This is a genomic window from Halomonas sp. SS10-MC5 (genome assembly GCF_015992245.1).
Classification (GTDB): domain Bacteria; phylum Pseudomonadota; class Gammaproteobacteria; order Pseudomonadales; family Halomonadaceae; genus Halomonas; species Halomonas sulfidoxydans.
This window is the reverse complement of record NZ_CP065435.1, coordinates 186,336-204,390: the sequence shown is the minus strand read 5'-3', so window position 1 is coordinate 204,390 and position 18,055 is coordinate 186,336. Positions and strand designations below refer to the sequence as shown.

General features: G+C 66.5%; 14 protein-coding genes. 1 reads left to right on the top strand and 13 read right to left on the bottom strand.

Features of this window, described 5'->3' with window-relative positions; translation table 11 throughout:
- Positions 1-23: 23 nt before the first annotated feature.
- The 9 genes from I4484_RS00925 to I4484_RS00885 all read right to left on the bottom strand — a co-directional run bounded on the left by I4484_RS00925 (position 24) and on the right by I4484_RS00885 (position 12,469).
- A complete protein-coding gene (locus I4484_RS00925; protein ID WP_197449205.1) occupies positions 24-917 on the bottom strand; it encodes a glycosyltransferase family A protein in 894 nt (297 codons plus the stop codon).
- Between the two features lie 90 nt (positions 918-1,007).
- Positions 1,008-2,213, bottom strand: a complete 1,206-nt coding sequence (locus tag I4484_RS00920) for a hypothetical protein (RefSeq protein WP_197449204.1) — start codon at positions 2,211-2,213, stop codon at positions 1,008-1,010.
- Positions 2,200-4,104 carry a nucleoside-diphosphate sugar epimerase/dehydratase gene (locus tag I4484_RS00915; RefSeq protein ID WP_197449203.1) on the bottom strand — a complete coding sequence of 635 codons (1,905 nt, stop codon included), beginning with the start codon at positions 4,102-4,104 and terminating at the stop codon, positions 2,200-2,202. The genes I4484_RS00920 and I4484_RS00915 overlap by 14 nt, the downstream gene beginning before the upstream one ends.
- 29 nt (positions 4,105-4,133) lie before the next feature.
- Positions 4,134-5,141 (bottom strand): phytase, encoded by a 1,008-nt coding sequence (locus tag I4484_RS00910; RefSeq protein WP_197449202.1) that lies wholly within the window; start codon positions 5,139-5,141, stop codon positions 4,134-4,136.
- A 39-nt stretch (positions 5,142-5,180) separates the two neighbouring features.
- The gene (locus I4484_RS00905) at positions 5,181-6,338 is read right to left on the bottom strand and encodes a hypothetical protein (RefSeq protein WP_197449201.1); all 1,158 of its coding nucleotides are present in this window, start codon (positions 6,336-6,338) and stop codon (positions 5,181-5,183) included.
- Between the two features lie 18 nt (positions 6,339-6,356).
- Complete coding sequence (locus tag I4484_RS00900; protein ID WP_197449200.1) at positions 6,357-8,153, bottom strand: ABC transporter ATP-binding protein; 1,797 nt, start codon at positions 8,151-8,153, stop codon at positions 6,357-6,359.
- 6 nt (positions 8,154-8,159) lie between these two features.
- Complete coding sequence (locus tag I4484_RS00895) at positions 8,160-10,415, bottom strand: polysaccharide biosynthesis tyrosine autokinase (RefSeq protein WP_197449199.1); 2,256 nt, start codon at positions 10,413-10,415, stop codon at positions 8,160-8,162.
- Positions 10,416-10,452: 37 nt separating this feature from the next.
- Positions 10,453-11,529 (bottom strand): polysaccharide export protein, encoded by a 1,077-nt coding sequence (locus tag I4484_RS00890; protein WP_338035279.1) that lies wholly within the window; start codon positions 11,527-11,529, stop codon positions 10,453-10,455.
- Between the two features lie 502 nt (positions 11,530-12,031).
- Positions 12,032-12,469 carry a low molecular weight protein-tyrosine-phosphatase gene (locus I4484_RS00885; protein ID WP_197449197.1) on the bottom strand — a complete coding sequence of 146 codons (438 nt, stop codon included), beginning with the start codon at positions 12,467-12,469 and terminating at the stop codon, positions 12,032-12,034.
- Positions 12,470-12,619: 150 nt separating this feature from the next.
- On the opposite strand from I4484_RS00885, the gene I4484_RS00880 reads away from it, so the two are divergent.
- Positions 12,620-13,375, top strand: a complete 756-nt coding sequence (locus I4484_RS00880; RefSeq protein ID WP_197449196.1) for a DeoR/GlpR family DNA-binding transcription regulator — start codon at positions 12,620-12,622, stop codon at positions 13,373-13,375.
- 82 nt (positions 13,376-13,457) lie between these two features.
- On the opposite strand, the gene I4484_RS00875 is transcribed toward I4484_RS00880, so the two are convergent.
- The 4 genes from I4484_RS00875 to I4484_RS00860 form a co-directional block, all read right to left on the bottom strand.
- Positions 13,458-14,213 (bottom strand): ribonucleoside-diphosphate reductase, encoded by a 756-nt coding sequence (locus tag I4484_RS00875; RefSeq protein ID WP_197449195.1) that lies wholly within the window; start codon positions 14,211-14,213, stop codon positions 13,458-13,460.
- Positions 14,214-14,264: 51 nt separating this feature from the next.
- The gene (locus I4484_RS00870) at positions 14,265-16,376 is read right to left on the bottom strand and encodes an adenosylcobalamin-dependent ribonucleoside-diphosphate reductase (protein ID WP_197449194.1); all 2,112 of its coding nucleotides are present in this window, start codon (positions 16,374-16,376) and stop codon (positions 14,265-14,267) included.
- 38 nt (positions 16,377-16,414) lie between these two features.
- Positions 16,415-16,897, bottom strand: a complete 483-nt coding sequence (locus I4484_RS00865; RefSeq protein ID WP_197449193.1) for an SCP2 domain-containing protein — start codon at positions 16,895-16,897, stop codon at positions 16,415-16,417.
- A 388-nt stretch (positions 16,898-17,285) separates the two neighbouring features.
- The gene (locus I4484_RS00860; RefSeq protein WP_197449192.1) at positions 17,286-18,053 is read right to left on the bottom strand and encodes an ABC transporter permease; all 768 of its coding nucleotides are present in this window, start codon (positions 18,051-18,053) and stop codon (positions 17,286-17,288) included.
- Positions 18,054-18,055: the final 2 nt, after the last annotated feature.

Below are 18,055 nucleotides of genomic sequence, written 5' to 3'. Positions count from 1 at the left end.
TTGGAGCGGGGTGGTTTCGATCGTCAGCGGCGGAACCAGGCCGGGGGCAGCATCAGCCGCAACGCCCGCGGCCACAGACGCATCGGCAAGCCCGACAGCCGCAGCGAGGCCAGCTCGGTGCGCACCGCCTGCCCCCGACGCTTCTTCCACATCGCCCAGTCGAGCAACTTGCGGTTCACCGCGGCCTCCAGCCGTCGTCGCTCGCGTGCCGACAGGCGTCCGGCGTGGGTATCCAGCAGCTCCACGACCGGGTGCAAGGGCACGCTCTCCGCCTCGGGCTCGATGTCGTCCTCCGCGGTGTTCCACAGGCTGGTGATGGTGTCGTCGTAGTGGACCGCCTCCAGCTCGCACAGCGCCCCGAGCCAGAAGCGGGTCTCGCCACCCTGGCGCAGGTGCTCGCCGAACCCCCCCATCTCGAGGAAGCGCTCACGCCGGATGCAGCTGGCATGCGGCTGGATGAAGTCGGCGCGGGCATAGGCCGCCAGGGCGCTGCGGCGGCTGAGCACTCCGCGGCTGGGCAGGGCCATCCGCACCGGGCCCGACGGCCCCATTCGCTGGTAGGCACTGGCGAAGAGCTCGACGTCGGGGTGCCGGCTGAACGCGGCGGCCATGCGCGACAGGTGGTCGAAGAGCAGCAGGTCGCGCGGGTCGAAGAACATCAGCCAGGCACCGCTCGCGCGTCGGGCGGCATCGTTGCACGCCGCCAGCCGGCCGCGACGCTGCCCGCGATAGCGCAACAGCCGCAGCCGGCCGGCCCGTTCGTGGCCACGCAGCAGCTCCAGAGAGCCGTCGCTGGAGCCCTCGTCCAGGGCGATCACCTCGACCTCCTTGAACACCTGGCGAAACAAGGACGGCAGCGACGACCTCAGGCTCTGCGCCTCGTTGAACACAGGCACCACTACCGATATCAGTGTCATACCCGATCATTCCCAGCGTCTGCACGCGGCAGCTTGTCGTTCTTGTTGTTGTCATGCCCGTTGAGGTTCCGTGGCTGCCCTGGCGCCCTCTCACACCCCCCGCCCGAGTCGACGCACGGCGTGCCAGCCGACCCGCTGCAGCCCCGCCAGCGTCAGCGGTACCAGCGCCAGCGAACGCGTCAGCGCGAGCAGCGGGCGCGGCAGTTCATACAGGCACATGCGCCGCGGCAGTCCGGTATAGAAGAACCAACGATCCCAGTAGGGCCGGCGCCGGGCACGGGGCGGCACGTCGCCGGGAAAGTCTCGCGGTACCGGATACCAGGCGTAATTGCCCTTGAGCGTATCGGCCACTTCCGGTCCCGGCTGGAGGAACTCGAAGTCGATGATCCTCAGCCCCTGGTAGGGGTCGTAGAGCAGGTTGCGCGGGCTGAGGTCGATGCACTCGTAGCCAAGCCGGCGATAATGCAGGATCACCGCCCGCAGCCGTTCGATGACCCAAAGAGGCAGCAGCCCATGACGAAAGAAGGGCGGCCGGGGCGCGAGAATCCGGGGCAGGCTGTCGGCATACCACTCGACGACCAGGTGGCGCGGCCCGACCTCCAGCAGACGCGACACCTCGGGTAAGGAGGCGCCGAGCTCCCGCGCCTTGACCTCGCGTGACAGGAATCGCTCCCTGCCCGGGCGGAAGGTCTTGCAGATGGCACGCCTACCGTGAAAATCGATCAGCTCGACCTTGGCCCGGCAGGCGTGCTTGCTCAGGTCGGCCAGCACCGGATAGGGGGTGCAAAAGGCGTCGTTGCGCCGGCGAGCCAGCTCGAGCACCGACTCGACCCGCACCGGCGCCAGCAGGCTCAGCCAGGCGACGGCCTGATCGGCGTCGGCCGAGACGCTCACCGAGACTGTGCCAGCGCGATTGGTGTGAAGGCGCATCTTCCACTGGGCGCGAAGGACGCGCGCATTGTCGTTCGACCCGACCGCATCGCCGCGGTGGCGAGGCCGTCGGTCGGGATAGACATCGTGTACCGCCAGCAGGCGCCGAGGCGGGTCGGCGCCGTCCGGGTGGGCGCGCTGCAGGTGCTCGGCCATCGCGCTGCGGCACCGTGCGTCGAGTGCCGACTCGTGCAGCACGTCGAAGCCGAGCTGCGCAAGGATGTCACGGTAGGCCGCCAGGTCACCCAGGCCGCTCTCGTGCACCACGAACGCCGCCAGCCCCGGCACCGGCTCGCGGACTTCCGATACCCGATCGACAAGGCCGGCGGGGCCGGCCCACCCGGTCTCACTGTCACGATACCGCACGCATCACCTCCTCCCAGCGTGGTGTCGCGCCACCCTCGGGGCAGTAGTCCAGTGGCGCCACCAGCAACAGTTGCCGCAGCCGGGGGTAGTCGATGGCGGTGAGGGCCTGCTGCAGCTCCTGCAGGTAGGCTTCGAGCCTCGGCCATTCCCAGAACATCTCACGCGACGTCATGATCCGGTGATGGCGCGTTTCCTTCACTTCGCCGCCGATCAGCAGCTCCTCGAAAAGCTTCTCGCCGGGGCGCAGCCCGGTATAGACGATTTCGATGTCGCCGTCGGGGTGAGCCTCGTCCTTCACCTCGAGCCCCGATAGGCGAATCATGTTGATCGCCAAGTCGCGGATACGCACCGGCTCGCCCATGTCGAGCACGAACACTTCGCCGCCGGTGGCCATGGCGCCGGCCTGGATCACCAGTTGGGCGGCCTCGGGAATGGTCATGAAGTAGCGGGTGATGTCCGGATGCGTCACCGCCACCGGGCCGCCCCGTTCGATCTGCTGGCGAAACAGGGGAACGACCGAACCGCTGGAGCCCAGCACGTTACCGAAGCGCACCATGCTGAAGCAGGTCCGACTCTGCTGCTGGGCAAAGGCCTGGCAGATCAGCTCCGTCAATCGCTTGGAGGCGCCCATCACGTTGGTCGGCCGGACCGCCTTGTCGGTGGAGATCAGCACGAAGGATTCGACGCCCGCCGCGAGCGCCGCCCGGGCCAGGGTCAGGGTGCCGAAGACGTTGTTGCGCAGCCCCTCGACCAGGTTGCACTCCACCAGCGGCACGTGCTTGTAGGCGGCCGCATGGTAGACGGTATCCACCGGAAAGGCGGTGAAGATGGCACGCAGGGCATCGGGCTGCTGGACCGAGACCAGGAACGGCCGGACCCGGATGCCCTCGTCACCGACGGCAGGGTGCTGCGACAGCTCGTGCTCGATGGCATAGAGCGCGTACTCGCAGCTGTCGACCAGCAGAACGGCGACCGGCCGTTGGGCGATGATCTGGCGGCACAGCTCGCTGCCGATCGACCCGCCGGCCCCGGTCACCATCACCGTCTTGCCCTCGATGTTGGCCGCGAGCAGATCGGGGAACGGCGGCACCGGCTCACGCCCCAGCAGGTCCTCCAGCGCCACGTCGCGCAGCTCGCTGATGCGGGCCCGTCCGGCGATCACATCGGCACTGCCGGGAATGGTCTTGACCGGCACCGAGAGCGCGGAGAGACGCTGCAGGATCTCGCGTCGCCGGCAGCGCGGGGCACTGGGAATGGCCAGCAGCACCATCGCCGCCCGATACTCCTCCACCAGCGCCGCCAGCCTCACCGGCTGGTACACGCGCAGCCCCTCGACCAGAGCACCATCGAGACCGCGCCAGTCGTCAACGAAGGCCACCGGCTCGTACTCGCTGCCATGCCGCAGCGCGGCCACCAGCTCGCACCCCGCCGCGCCGGCCCCATAGATCACCACCGGGCGGCGCTTGAGCCGCTGGCTCAACAGGTAGAGCTCGCGCAGCAGGAACCTCACGCCGCCCAGCCCCAGCAGCAGCAACAGGCCGTAGATCAGCACCACGGGCAGCGCCAGCACCACCCCCAGCCACTGGCTGGCCGCCTTCGCCACCAGGGAGGAGAGCAGTACCGCCATGCCCACGGTCGCCACGGTGGTATGGCTCATGTAGCGGATCACCACCCGGTAGAGCCCCAGCCAGTGGAACAGCACCAGGCTGACCAGGGCGACGACGATGCTCGTCTGCCACAGCCCGGGGTCGACCAACGGCGCCAGGCTCTCCCAGTGCAGGGCGCAGGCCAGCATCAGGCTGGCCACGACCAGGGTGGCATCGACCAGTACCAGCACGCGTCGCTTGACGCTGCGAGGCAACATCAGCAATGGCTGCAAGGGGATCTGCATGGGTTCCTCCCTTGAATCGCAGGCCCCGGTCACTCCCGGCCGGGAAGGTCGAGGGCGGCCGCCACCTGCGCCCAGTCGAGGTACTTGTAGTTCTGGTTCTGCGCGGCGTTCGAGCCGCTGTGCACCACCATCAGTCCCGTTGCGAATCGTTCGCCGAAGCCTTGCGAACTGACCTCGATCCCATCGGTCTCGACGACGCTGCCGGTGCCGCTCTCAGGGTCCCCTTCGATGCGGAAGACCCCCAGCAGCGCGTAGGGAGGAGAGGCCTCGAGCACGGCGAAGCTGTCATTGCCCTGGCTGGAGACGATCAGGTACTGGTCGCCGTACAGGGCGAGCCCCTCGATATCGGGTTTCAGGGGGGAGCTCGCCTCGATCACCAGCTCGCGGCAGGTGGCGGCTTCCGGCGATGCCTGCATGACCCAGACGCCGACCCTCTCCTCACCGACGAACAGCAGCGAGCGGGCGTCGTCGGCGACGCAGCCCTCGGGCTGGGATCCCAGCCGAAAGTAGCGCAGCAGTTCGAGGTGCGGTTCGCCCCGGGCGATCTGCAGGCGATGCTGGAGGTAGTGCCCCTCCTTGGCGTTGGTGAAGACGTGCAGCTCGTCGCCGTGGCGATATAGGCAGAGGCCGTAATTCTCCTCCAGGCCGGTGGGCACCAGGCCCATCAGGCTCACGCCCCCCTCCGCATCGATCTCGAACACCGCCAGACGGCCGTCATCGCGATGGGTCGCCACGGCGACGTCCATGCGCCGCCCGTCGAGAGGCACGTCCTGGCGCAGATCGATGTTGTTGAGCTTGCCCACCGGCAGGGATTGCACGCGTGCTCCCTGCAGGTCATAGACTTCCAGGCCGCGCTGCTTGTCGGTGCCGAGGATGCGGCTGCGCTCGGGCGCCGTGGGGTGGCGCCAGATCGCCGGGTCGTCGGCGGCGTCTCCGCGGCTCGCGACCGCCACGGTTTCGCCCTGGGCGCGCACCACCGGCACCTCGGCCGCCAGCGCCGGCTGTCCCATGGCGAGCCCGAGCAGCGCGCCGGCCACACCTCCCCATCTCTTCCGGTCCAGACACCAAGCCATGCGTCAACGCTCCTTCACTGGCGCCATGGGAGCCGCCACCGTGGCAAGGGAAGACCGCCCTTCGCGGCCGTGCCGATAGCAGTGCCAGCAGACCGCCAGCACCAGCCAGAACAGGGTCGTGCGCAGGCCGTTGTGGCTGAGCGAGTAGACCAGCGGCCCCGCCATCCCCATCCAGACGTAGAACGGTGCACGGCGCAGCGCCATGAAGATGATGGCAAGCAGCAGGCCGAGCCCCGGGATGCCGTAGGCGAACAGCATGCCGACGAAGGAGGAGTGGATCTCGTTGCCGTGATAGGGCGCGAAGCGCTGACGCTCGCCCTCCGCCGCGCCGAGGATGGCATATTCGGGGAAGTGGGTGAGGCGATCGAAGCGGCGCTCCTCGACCATGTTCTCGACCTTCGTCGAAGCCCGATCCAGTCGTGCCTGCAGGTTACGCTGTACCTGCCCCTCCGAGTGCAGGTTCGCCACCAGCACGGCCATCAGGATCAGGGGCACGAGCAGGCTCAGTCGTGCGAAGTGGCGCAACTGCCCGGCATTGGCAAAGGCCCAGCCGAGCCCGACCAGCACCGCCCCGCCCATCGCGCCCAGCGACGAAGCCGCCAGCAGGTTGACCACCGCCGCCGCCAGGCCGGCCAGCATCAGCGGCCGCAGCGGGGGGCGGAAGTCGTCGAGCAACATCAGCATCAGCATGGCGCAGAGCGAGAAGAAGGCCAGCTGGTTGGGGTTGTTGAAGCTGCCGGTGGTCCGGCCGACCCCCGTGCCGAGCTGGTACACCACTTCCATGGCGGCGATCAGCAGGGCGATGGAGAGCGCGTTGCGCACCAGCCCCCGGCCGGCCTCGCCGAACACCCGCAGGAAACGCAACAGCGCCATGCCCACCAGGAAATTGAACAGGAAGAAGAGCGGGTAGAGGAAGAAGGCGCTGCTTTGCATCACCCACGCCCAGCCAAGGCTGACCAGCAGTACCCACAGCAGCAGCAGGGCCCAGCAGAAGGCGAAGGGCGGGACCGGATGCCGCTCATCGCCCAGGGCCAACAGCGCCATCAGGCCGGCGAAACAGAGCAGCACGAAATCCGCCGGCTGGGGCAGCCCGCTGGAGAAGACATAGAGGCTCGACAGGCTCAAGCCGAAGAAGAGCAGCGCGGCGGCGATCTGGTTCATGACTTGGCGCTCCTCTCGCTAGAGATTGGCCATCATGCGGAAGGCATGGTTGCGCTCGGCCAGTTCGGCGTAGGTGCCGCTGTCCACGACGCACCCCTTGTCGATCATGTAGATGACGTCGCAGTCGCGCACCGTGGACAGGCGGTGGGCGACCATGATCAGGGTGCAGTGGCCGGCGCTCGCCTCGATATCGCTCATGACGCGCTGTTCGGTGATGCCGTCCAGCGCACTGGTCGCCTCGTCGAGCACCAGCACCTGCGCTTGACGGTAGAACGCCCGGGCGATGCCGATGCGCTGCCGCTGGCCGCCGGAGAGCTGGACGCCGCGCTCGCCGACCCGCGTCTCGAGACCATCGGGCATCGAGGCGACCATGACGTCGAGCTGTGCCATGCTCACCGCCTTCTCCACCAGGGCGACATCGATCTCGCTGCGCGGCACACCGAAGGCGACGTTCTCGAGGATCGAGGCATCGGCCAGGAAGATGTGCTGGGGCACGAAGCCGACACCGGCCTGCCAGCGCGCCAGGCTCTCCTCCGTCAGCACGACGTCATCCACCAGTACCCTTCCCTTCTGCGGCTGAATCAGCCCAAGCAGCAGGTCCACCACGGTCGATTTTCCCGAACCGGATTCGCCGACCAAGCCCACTCGGCTGCCCGCGGGGATGCTCAGGCTCAGGCCGCTGAGCGCCGCCTCGCGCTTGCCCGGGTAGTGGAAATGCACGCGATCGAGGCGTATGCCGTCGCGCAGGGGCAGCGGATGGAAAGCGCCCTCCGGCGCCATTTCGGAGGCATAGCCGCGGCTCGCGACCAGGTCGTCGCGGACCGCCTCGAAGGCGGCCAGGTGGCTGCGGATGTTGGAGACGGAAGCGTAGATCTTCTGGTAGGCCGGCAGCATCTTGAAGCCCGCCAGGGCGTAGATCGACAGTGCCGGCAGGATCGTGCCCAGGTTGCCCTGATGCACGTTCAGCAGATAGAGCACCAGCAGGATCACCGAGCCGAAGGCCACCAGCTCGATCGCGTAGCGTGGCGCATCGGAGAGCCCCTGGGTCACGCCCATGCCACGGGCCACCTTCTGGCTGGCACGCTCGAACTGGGTGGTGAAGGTCGCCTGACGGCGCAGCAGCAGAAGATCCTTGATGCCCCCGAACCCTTCGGTCATCAGCTTGAAGCGCTTGGCCTGGGAGCGCGACACGCGGCGGCCGTTGTTGATCAGGAAACGACGCACCGTCTTGTACAACAGCAAGTAGGCAGCGAGGAAGATGGCGATGCCGCCGAGCGCCACGACCGGGTTGTAGACCAGGATCGTCAGCGACATGCAGGTCACCAGTACCAGCTTGGCATTGAGCTGCATGCAGGGTTGCAGGATCTTGGTGGTGACCCGCTGGGTCTCCTGGGCGACACGGTTGATCAGCCGGCTGCTGCTGCCGCTGGCATGAAACAGCCAGGGCTGATGCAGGTAGTAGCGATAGAGGCGGCTGGAGAGTTCGGCGCCCACCTGGGCCCCGTAGAGCGACAGCCGCCAGGTGGTGTACATCGAGAACAGCGCGGCCACCAGCAGTACGAGCAGGACCCCCAGGCCCATCAGGGAGAGGAAGTGCTGCGGACTGTCGGCACCGCTCCAGCGGTAGGCCTGGCCCAGCCACCCCTCGCCCTGCAAGCGGCTCATGTCGCCGACCAGGGCCATGAACGGCCCGATGGAGATGACACCGGCCACCTCGGCAAAGGCCATCAGGACGATCAACCCCTGCAGTCGCAGTAGGCGGCGCCGCTGACGTGGCGCCAACAGCGAGTAGAGTTCGCGAAGCTGTCGCAACATACCTTGTCACCGGTAGGCGTAGAGATAATTGCCGTAATGTCCGTAATGGCTGCTCGTCGAACGCTCCAGGCCATTGAGGATGGCGCCCTTGAGCCGCACCCCGGCGCTTTCCAGACGCCGCTTGGCGGCCTTGATCTCGGCCGGCGGATTGACGCCGAAGCGCACCACCATCAGGCTGGTGGCGGCCAGCTTGCCGACCACGGCGGCGTCGGTGACCGCCAGCACCGGCGGGGTGTCGATGATCACCAGGTCGTAGCGCGCACTGACCGATTGCAGGAAGCCATGGAAGCTGCGCTGCATCAGCAGCTCCGAGGGGTTGGGCGGGCGCGTGCCACGCGACACGTAGTGCAGCCCCTCAATCTCGCTTTCACGGATCGCCTCGTCGAGTTCGATACGCTGGGCGAGCAGCTCCGACAGTCCCGGCACGCCCTTGTCACGGAATGCATGGTGGAGGCAGCCGCGCCGCATGTCGGCGTCGATCAGCAGCACCCGCTGCCCGGCCTGGGCACAGACCGCAGCCAGGTTGGCGGCAATGAAGCTCTTGCCGACCCCGGGCCCGGCCCCGGCGATCATCAGCCGATTGTTGCCCGCTTCCAGCATGGCGAAGTAGAGGCTGGTGCGCAGGCTGCGCAGGGCCTCGACGGCGACCTCCTCGGGCTGCTCCAGGGCCAGCAGGCCGCGGAAGACCTCCTGGGTCGCCTTGAGGCCGGCAGGGCGGACGCGCCGCGTCAGTCTGGTCTGCTCCGCCGAGTCGGGCAGGGTGGCATAGACCGGCAGGCCGATCTCCTCGAGCTGGTCGGGGCTCTTGATCGCCCGGCTGAGCAGCAAGCGCAGGATGACCCCCAGCGCCGCCAACAGCGCCCCGATCATGCCACTGACCAGCGTGATCAAGGCGATCCGCGGCGCAATCGTGCCGCTCCGCATCACGGCGTCATCGAGGATACGCACGTTGCCCACGGTGCCGGCCTTGAGCAGACGCATCTCCTGGCGCTGGTTGAGCAGCTGGACGTAGACCTGCTGGTTGACCTGGGTGTCGCGGGTCAGCCGCAGCACCTCCTGCTGGGTTTCGGGCAGGTCGCCCACCAGGCCGTTGATGCGCTCCTGTTCGGCCTGCAGCTGCGCACGCTGGCGCAGCAGCGATTGGTAGTTGGGATGGGTCGGGCGGAAGCGCTGGGCCAGGTCCGCCTCGGCCAGGGCCAGCTCGGTGAGCTGGTTCTCCACCGCTACCAGGCGGTTGAGCAGGTTCTGCGTCTCGAAGGTGAGGTCCACCGAGTCGCGCTGGGCACGATACTCGTTGAGCAGATTTTCGGCCTCGGTCAGCTGTTCGTTGACCTGAGGGATCTGCTCGTCGAGAAAGGCCAACTGCTGCTCGGCCTCCTCCGACTGCCGCTGCACGTTCTGGGTCAGGAACACCCCGGTGAGGGTATCCAGGGTCTGCTGGGTCAGCTCGGGATCGGTGCCGTCCAGCAACAGCTGATAGACCCCCGAGTCCTTGCCCTGGGGCAGGATGGTGAAACGCCCCTGGAGCTGGCCTATCGCCTTGAGCCGCGACACGCGTCTGAGCCCGAACTCGGCGCCGACGTGCGCATCGAGCTGGCTGACGAAGAGGCGGTACCCCGTTTCGCTGCTGACGGTCTCCCCGACTCGACCGACCAGCACAAGTTCCCCCGCCAGTAACAGCTCATAGTCCCCTTCGCCGGTCACCCGCAGCGTGTGCCCCATGCCCTCTCGCTCCAACGGCACCTCGAAGCGCGCGACCCGCAGCGTCTCTCCCGCCCATACGAAGGGGGAGCCTTCGACACCGGCCGGGCCGGGTAGCCAGCCGAGCACGAAATTCGGCACCAGGCGCTCGAACCAGGCGTGCTGGAGGCCGTGATGGACCAGGAAATCCCCTACCCAGGGCAGCCGCCGCGGTGCGATGTCGATCGCCAGGTCGAGGCGGTCCACGGTGGCCCCCATGACCATGCGCGACTTGAGTATTTCCAGCTCGGCCGTGGTCGGGTTGCTCACCTGATCGCCTACGGCCAAGGTCTCCAGCAGGCCCAGCATGGCTCCCCGGTTCTCGATCTGGACCAGCGCATCGGATTGGTAGATACGCGGTTGGGAACTGGAGTAGAAATAACCCACCAGCATGAAGAGAACGGTGATGCCAACAATGAGGAATTTCTTCTCGACGAGCATGTCGAGCAGCTTCCTCAGGCTGATATCGTTGCTCTCTGCAGGCGCCTGGGCGGAAGAAGGTGGGTTGGGAAATATGGTCATATCCAAGACCTCTTCAGGCGTAAATGAGCCATGCCTTTCAAATATCACCCACCCTGTCGACGGACCTGGCGGCATCACCCGGCAGCGTAACCGAAGGCAGCAGCAGCGAGATCACGTTGTTCCAGCGCGCCAGTGGAGCGGAAGTGACATAGACCACATCCTGGGGATTGAGCGGGAATCGCGTGCCCAGCATCAGGCGAGTCGCATCGCTGATATCGAGCTGATACACCGTGGCCAGCTTCTCGCTCTCCGGCGGGTTGCCGCGCACCACGAAGATGCCGGAGGGCTGTGCACGGCTCTCGTTGACGCCGCCGGCACGGGCCAGGGCGTCGGTCAGCGACAGGCGCTCGTTGCCCAGGGGTATGGCGCCGGGCCTCAGTACCTGGCCGAGCACGACCACGTTCTGGTTCTCGGAAGAGGGCACGTGCAGCAGATCGCCGTCGCGCAGCAGCCGGTTCTGGGTCAGGTCGCCCTGTTGCAGCATGGCGAAGAGCGAGAGACGCTCCTCGCGACCATCCCGGGTAAGGATGACGTTGTGCCAGTCGGCGTTGTTACGTGCCCCGCCGGCCTCGCTGAGGGCATCGAGTACGGTCAGCGGCACGATGGTGAGCGGCTGGGCGCCCGGCCGCTCCACCGCACCGCTGACATAGACCTTCTGCGAGCGGAAGGCGGCGACGCCTACTTCCACCTGGGGGTCGGTAATCACCTGTGAGAGTCTCTGGGTGAGCAGGCCGCGCAGCTCCTCCAGCGTCATGCCGGCCACCTGGACCCGTCCCACGTAGGGATAGAACATGGTGCCGTCAGGCCGCACCCGGTTGCCGGTTTCCGCCGCCGAACGCTCACTCCCCCCGGGAATGGTGAGTTCCGGGTGGTCGTAGACGATGACGCTGACCACGTCGCCCGGGCCGAGGCGATATTCGTACTGCTGGAGTTCGCGCTCAAGCTCCGGGGGCAGCGGGCGCGAGGCAGGCTCGACCATTCGCATGCCCATCACCAGCTCAGGCGTGATCGGTTCGATGTCGACACGAGAGTCGAGTGACTCGTCGAGCCGGCTCTCATCGATATGCCCCCCCGGAGCAAAGGCGCACCCGGCCGACACGAGCAATACGAGCAGCAGGACAAGGGAAACGGTGAGTCGCGCCGTCCCTGCCAGCCGGGGCCAACCTTTTGTCTTCCCGAATGCCCAAGTCGCTTTGTTGTCTTCTGCTAACGTTGTCATTATTTCATCCCCCACGGGATCCCAAAAGCACGCTACCGCCCCGGATTCTCTGTCAAGTCATCCGTGAGCCGTTTCATTTTTCTTATCCGGTTCATCGTCTCGACCCGCAATTACATTTTGTAACATTACGGATACATCGACTGTGACGATATGATGAAGCCGAGGATACATTCAGGTTACATTGGTGTTTCGGCGTCACCAGATGGTTTTTGGCTCAGCCTCGTGCTGAAAATCGGCGGAAAACAGGCGCTCACGAAAGGCAGCAAAAATCGGTCAGGACGTATGGAAAAAATCAGGTAGGAAAATGAGGCGGAGTTGCCCTTCGCCGGAGCGAAAGCTCCAACTACGGAAGTACAACAGAAGGTTGGATATCAGCCGTGGACACGGCTCCAGCAGCTTACAGCCGTTGCGCCCATTCACTGCTGGCCGCATCGAGCAGCTGGTGCGTCCACTGGAACGCATCCGGAGAACGTCGATAAGGATCGGGGATGTCGCAGCCTCGACCGTGTTCCAGCCAGTGACCCAGGCGCATGACCTTGCCGACTGCCTGGGGCCAGCGATCGCCGATCAGGCGCCGTTGCTCGTCGCTCATGACCAGGATCAGGTCGGCTTGCGTGAGGTAGCGGGCATCGAGCTGCCGGGCCAGGTGCCGGGAGACGTCGAGCCCGGCGGCCTCGGCCAGCGCACGCGCACTGGGCTCGACGCCCTGGCCGACCAGTGCGGTCAGCCCAGCCGAACTCACACGACAATGGGGCAAGCGCTGCTGGAGCATCGCTGCGGCCACGGGGCTGCGACAGATGTTGCCTCGGCAAACGACCAGGATGGAGCGAATCATGGACGTAGTACACTCGACATGAACGGGCATGGGAAGCCTTGCAGCACAAGCATAGCGCCCGGCTTGCCGGAGTGGAAAAACGCCATCGCTTGGCTCAGCATAGGTCGGCCAAAGCAATCTTCGAATCAGTGACTAAGGTGGGAGCAGCGAATGAACGACCGCAGCGCCATGCGCCTGGCCCGACTGCAACAGGCGCTCGCCGTCAGCGGTACCCTCCATCTTCGCGAGGCCGCCCGCCTCTGCGGCGTCTCAGAAATGACCATCCGCCGCGACCTGGCCGCGAGCGACGGCGCCATGAGCCTGCTCGGCGGACGCCTGGTGATGGCCAGCCACCCGCACCATGGCCCGGTCTACGACGTCGACGTGCAGAAGGACGCCCACGCCCCGGCCAAGCGACGACTCTGCGAGCGCGCCGCCGGCTTCATCGCCGACGGCGATACCCTGTTCATCGACTGCGGCACCACCCTGCTCCCCCTGGTGAGCCAGCTTGCCGCCCATGAGCGGCTCACCGTGGTGACCTATGCCCTCAACGTGGCCAACGCGGTCAGCCGGATGCCCGAGGTCCGCCTGGTGCTTCTCGGTGGCCTCTATCATGCCAGCTCGCAGTCCTTCGGCAGCGACGACATGAACGCGGCGATCAAGCGCCTGGGCATCAACCGCGCTTTTCTCTCCGCCGCCGGGGTGCACGCCGAACGCGGCGTGAGCTGCTTCCATTTCCACGAGGTGACCCCCAAGCAGGCCGCCATCGCCTGCGCCGAGCAACGCCTGCTGGTGGTCGACGAGAGCAAGATCGGCCAGGTGCGCCCCGCCTACTTCGCCCGCCTCGACGACTTCGACGTGGTGATCACCGACGGCGACATGGCACTGCCGCAGGCCAACGGCGGCCCCAGGATCGTCGCCGCCTGACCCCGGACACGACGAAGCCGGACCAAGTCCGGCTTCGGTGGGTGGTGTTGTATGGCCGAGCGCAGCCAGTTTTCCGCCTAACCTACCCGCATTTGGACCAGCCACAGCCCGCATAGCATGTCGGGCAGCCATCCATCATGATCAGCTCGCCGCGACACTCCGGGCAGTGCCCCACCACGGTGGGGCCGTCGCCCTTCTCGTCGGCGACTGCCGCCTTGGCCTGTTGCTCGGCCTTGGCTTCCTCTTCCGGCGTCGGTGGCTGCCAGGGGTGGCCGTGCGCCAGGCGATGGGCGTAGCGACTCACCAGCTCCTCCGCCGGCACCTGGTTGCCGTCCTGGTCGAGGAAGCCGCGGCGGTAGAGGATCTGCTGAATCGACCAGGCGATGGCCGCCACCTCGGAGTCGTGGAACATCGGCTTGCCCCAGCGGTTCATGCCGCAGCGCACCAGGCCCTTGTCCCAGGCCACCTTGCGCAGGTCGGCCACCGCCTGGGTGACGTAGCCGCCGCGGGCGGCCAGCGACAGGCTGCGCATGGTGGCGGTGATCCACTGGTGTTCGCTGGAGAGCTGGCCGGAGGGGAAGAAGAACTCCACCGGGCGCTCGATCACCACGCGCTTGCCGTCGAGCACGCCCTCCACCGGCATGAAGGAGACCAACAGGTAGACCTTCTTGCGGCCCTCGGCGCCGACGTAGGAGATCTTCTCTGAGACGGCCTCGAGGGTGCCCTCGGGGCGCGAGGGGATGCGTACCGTGAGCGGGTTCTCGTCGGCCAGCGGCGGCGCTTCCACCGCCTTCTTGACGCTGTAGGAAACGATCTTGGACTTGATTTCGACGGCCATCAGCAGGCTCCTTCAATACTTGTCTTCACGACGCGGAAACGGATCGAGCGGCTACCACTTTCCATAGGTACCCTCTTTCAGTGCGTCATAGAGGTTGGCCGCGTTGTGCTCCTCGCCGTCGTAGACCACCTTCTCGTCGCCCTTGAGTTCCAGCGTCTCGCCGTTCTCCAGCTCGAACACGTAGGTGGTGTTCTTGAGATCGTCCTCGCGCACCAGCACGCCCTGGAACGCCTCGGGGTTGAAGCGGAAGGTGGTGCAGCCCTTGAGCTTGCTCTCGTAGGCGTCCAGGTAGAGGTCCTTGAACTGCTCGAAGGGGAACTCGGTGGGCACGTTGACCGTCTTGGAGATGGCCGAGTCGACCCACACCTGGGCCGCCGCCTGTACCGCCACGTGCTGCTTGGGGCTGACCGCGTCGGCGGTGATGAAATAATCCGGCAGATCGCTCTCCACCGCGTCGCTGGCGATGAAGTGGCGGTAGGCCGCCAGTTCGAACGACACCACCTCAACCTGCTCCTTGGTCTTCTTGCCCGACTGGATCACGTTGCGGAAGTAGCGGTGCGAGAACGACGGCTCGATGCCGTTGGAGGCGTTGTTGCCCAGCGACAGTGAGATGGTGCCGGTCGGCGCGATGGAGCTGTGGTGGGTGAAGCGCGCGCCGTGTTCGGCGAGCGCCGCGACCAGCTCCGGCTCCACCTCGGCGACCTTCTGCATGTAGCGGCTGTAGCGGGCGTGCAGGATGCGCCCCGGCACCTTGTCGCCGATCTCGTAGCCGTCCTTCGCCAGCTCCGGGCGCTCGCGCATCATCTTCGGCGTGATCTCGAAGTCCTCGGCGAGTATCGGCGCCATGCCCTTCTCGCGGGAGAGCTCCAGCGCCTGCTTCCAGCCCTCGAGGGCCAGGTTGCGGCTCACTTCCTCGGTGAAGGCCAGCGACTCCGGCGAGCCGTAGGGGATCTTGAGCATGGTCAGGGTCGAACCGAGACCGAGGAAACCCATGCCGTGACGCCGCTTGGCCTCGATCTCGCGGCGCTGGCCCTCGAGCGGCAGGCCGCTGATCTCGACCACGTTGTCGAGCATGCGGGTGAAGATCGCCACCACCTGGCGGTAGCGCTCCCAGTCGAAGCGCGGCTTCTTGCCGAAGGGGTCGATGACGAAGCGGGTCAGATTGACCGAGCCGAGCAGGCAGGCGCCCTCCGGCGGCAGGGGCTGCTCGCCGCAGGGGTTGGTGGCGCGGATCTCCTCGCAGAACCAGTTGTTGTTCATGCGGTTGACCTGATCGATCAGGATGAAGCCCGGCTCGGCAAAGTCGTAGGTGGAACGCATGATGGTGTCCCACAGCTCACGTGCCTTGATTACCTCGACGACGCGACAGGCCACGCGGCCCTCGGCGTCGACGGTGTAGTCGTCCTCGATCACCGGCCAGTCGCGGTAGATCAGGTCCTCGGGCTTGACGTCATCCTTCTCGCCGGCGTGCAGCGGGAAGGCCAGCGGCCAGTCGGCGTCGTTCTTCACCGCTTCCATGAACTCGTCGGTGATCAGCAGGCTGAGGTTGAACTGACGCAGGCGCCCCGCCTCGCGCTTGGCCTCGATGAAGCTGCGCACGTCGGGGTGGCCGACGTCGAAGGTGCCCATCTGCGCGCCGCGGCGACCGCCCGCCGAAGCCACCGTGAAGCACATCTTGTCGTAGATATCCATGAACGCCAGCGGGCCGTTGGTGCCGGCGCCGGCACCGAACACGAAGGCGCCCTTGTGGCGCAGGGTGGAGAACTCGTAGCCGATGCCGCAGCCCGCCTTGAGGGTCATGCCGGCATCCACCACCGAGGAGAGGATGTCGTGCATGGAGTCGCGAATGGTGCGCGAGACGGTGCAGTTGATCAGGCTCACCGCCGGCTTGTAGTCCTCGGCGCCGGCATTGGACATGATGCGCCCGGCGGGAATGGCGCCGTTCTCCAGCGCCCAGCGGAACTTGGGCAGCCACTCCTCGGCCTTGTCGCCTTCCACCGCGGCCAGGGCGCGCGCGACGCGGTCCCAGGTCGCTGCCACGTCCTTGTCGACGGGGCGTCCATGACGATCCTTGAGGCGATACTTGGAGTCCCAGATATCGCGTGAGGGCGCTTGCATAGGCACCTCGTGGGATGTCTTGACGGCCTTGGTGGAAGTACTCATGCAGGGGATCTCCAGTAAGGGTCAAAAGTTCAAATCGTTCAACGTTCCCGGCGCGCCATGCGCTCGAAGCGCGCCAGCCATTCCCCGAGCCGGCCCTGAGCCAGACCCTCCTCGCGACCATCGAGCAGGTTCTTGACCATCAGGCCGAGCTCGGTATCGCCCTCGATCACCAGCCGGCGCTGAAAGAACAGCGCATCGGGATCCTCGCGCCGGGTCGCCAGGCACAGGAACTCGCGCCAGCCGCCGCGAATGGTGGCTTCGCCCGCCTCCGGGCTGAGACGGAAGCGCTCCGCCTCGAGGGTGAGCGTCAGCGCCACGGCCAGGTCCTCGATGTGCAGCGAGATGCGCCGCCCTTCGAGCACATCGAACTCGCCCTCTGCCAACGGTTCGGCGAAGGTGCGGTTGAGCAGCGGCTCGATCAGTTGACGCTTCACCGCCAGCGGCACGCGGGGATCGATGGCACGAATCAGTCGAGTCGGGGCCGGGGGGCGTGGCAAGCGCGACAGAGTAAGAGGAAGCATAGCGACTCTCCGGTGGAGCGAACCCATGGATTCGGTGCGGCCAGGTGGCCATGAAACCGATCATCCTAAGCCCGACGCCGCCGGCCTGCACTGATATGCGTCAAGCTCGTGCCAGTGCCCCAGCCGGGGCCTTGGCTACCATATATAGTCAGGCCCGGCGGAGCAAGCACCACATCTAGACGTTATTTTAACCCTAGCCATGATACTTCGGGTAACTGTCTGATCCCCAAGCGGCAGCGCCGGGAAGCTGGCACGCGGAGACGGCGGGAGAGCAGTGAAGCGGCAACGCAGGGAGTCGAGGCTCGCAGGACCGGCGGCAAAAAAGGACCGGGGCGCCGCGCATGGCACCCCGGTTCGTTGCCGTCAACCGACGCTTGCCGGTGTTTCGTCAGAGGTACTGGTAGCGCAGCAGGCGGTACTTGATGCGCTCGAGAATGACCTGGTCGATGACCGCCGCGAGCACGGCGATCACCAGAATATTGGTCATCACGCCGGTCATGTCGGCGATCTCGCCCGAGTAGGCCAGCGACTTGCCGAGCCCGGCGCTGAAGCCGACGATCATCTCGGCCGAGATCAGGGCCCGCCAGGCGTTGCCGAAGGCGAGCTGGGCGCCGGTGATCAATTCGGGGGTCACCGCCGGGAAGTAGACGCGCTTGAGCAGCTGCATGCGCGATGCGCCCATCACGCGGGCGGCATCGATATGCACCCGCTCGACGCTCTCGGTGGCATTCATCACGCTGAGCGCGGTGGGGAAAAAGGCCCCCACGGCCACCACGATGATGATCGGCATGTTACCGAAGCCCATCAGGATCAGGAACAGCGGCACCCAGGCGATCGAGGGGATCGACTGCAGGATGATGATGGCCGCCTTGAGGGTGCTGCGCACCGCATTCAGCGTACCGCCAACCAGCCCCAGCACGATCCCGGCCAGCAGCGCCGCGCCATAGCCCGCGCCCAGCCGCCCCATGCTGTTGCCGAGCCCATGGTAGAACTCGGCGCTGCCCAGCTCGCGCCACAGGCGCACCATCGCCACGTGCACGTCGGGCATCAGGAAGCTCGGCAGGAACCAGGCGGCCACCTGCCAGAAGAACAGGATCAGGGCGATGGCCAGCAGGTAGGCGCGCTTGCTGGCCACGCCGGTCGCGGTATTGCCCATGC

What these genes read in the sequence shown, in the direction of transcription:
- I4484_RS00925 (WP_197449205.1), bottom strand. Translation starts at nt 917, where the DNA reads ATGACACTGATATCGGTAGTGGTGCCTGTGTTCAACGAGGCGCAGAGC.
- I4484_RS00915 (WP_197449203.1), bottom strand. Translation starts at nt 4,104, where the DNA reads ATGCAGATCCCCTTGCAGCCATTGCTGATGTTGCCTCGCAGCGTCAAG.
- I4484_RS00905 (WP_197449201.1), bottom strand. Translation starts at nt 6,338, where the DNA reads ATGAACCAGATCGCCGCCGCGCTGCTCTTCTTCGGCTTGAGCCTGTCG.
- I4484_RS00900 (WP_197449200.1), bottom strand. Translation starts at nt 8,153, where the DNA reads ATGTTGCGACAGCTTCGCGAACTCTACTCGCTGTTGGCGCCACGTCAG.
- I4484_RS00895 (WP_197449199.1), bottom strand. Translation starts at nt 10,415, where the DNA reads ATGACCATATTTCCCAACCCACCTTCTTCCGCCCAGGCGCCTGCAGAG.
- I4484_RS00885 (WP_197449197.1), bottom strand. Translation starts at nt 12,469, where the DNA reads ATGATTCGCTCCATCCTGGTCGTTTGCCGAGGCAACATCTGTCGCAGC.
- I4484_RS00880 (WP_197449196.1), top strand. Translation starts at nt 12,620, where the DNA reads ATGAACGACCGCAGCGCCATGCGCCTGGCCCGACTGCAACAGGCGCTC.
- I4484_RS00875 (WP_197449195.1), bottom strand. Translation starts at nt 14,213, where the DNA reads ATGGCCGTCGAAATCAAGTCCAAGATCGTTTCCTACAGCGTCAAGAAG.
- I4484_RS00870 (WP_197449194.1), bottom strand. Translation starts at nt 16,376, where the DNA reads ATGAGTACTTCCACCAAGGCCGTCAAGACATCCCACGAGGTGCCTATG.
- I4484_RS00865 (WP_197449193.1), bottom strand. Translation starts at nt 16,897, where the DNA reads ATGCTTCCTCTTACTCTGTCGCGCTTGCCACGCCCCCCGGCCCCGACT.
- I4484_RS00860 (WP_197449192.1), bottom strand. Translation starts at nt 18,053, where the DNA reads ATGGGCAATACCGCGACCGGCGTGGCCAGCAAGCGCGCCTACCTGCTG.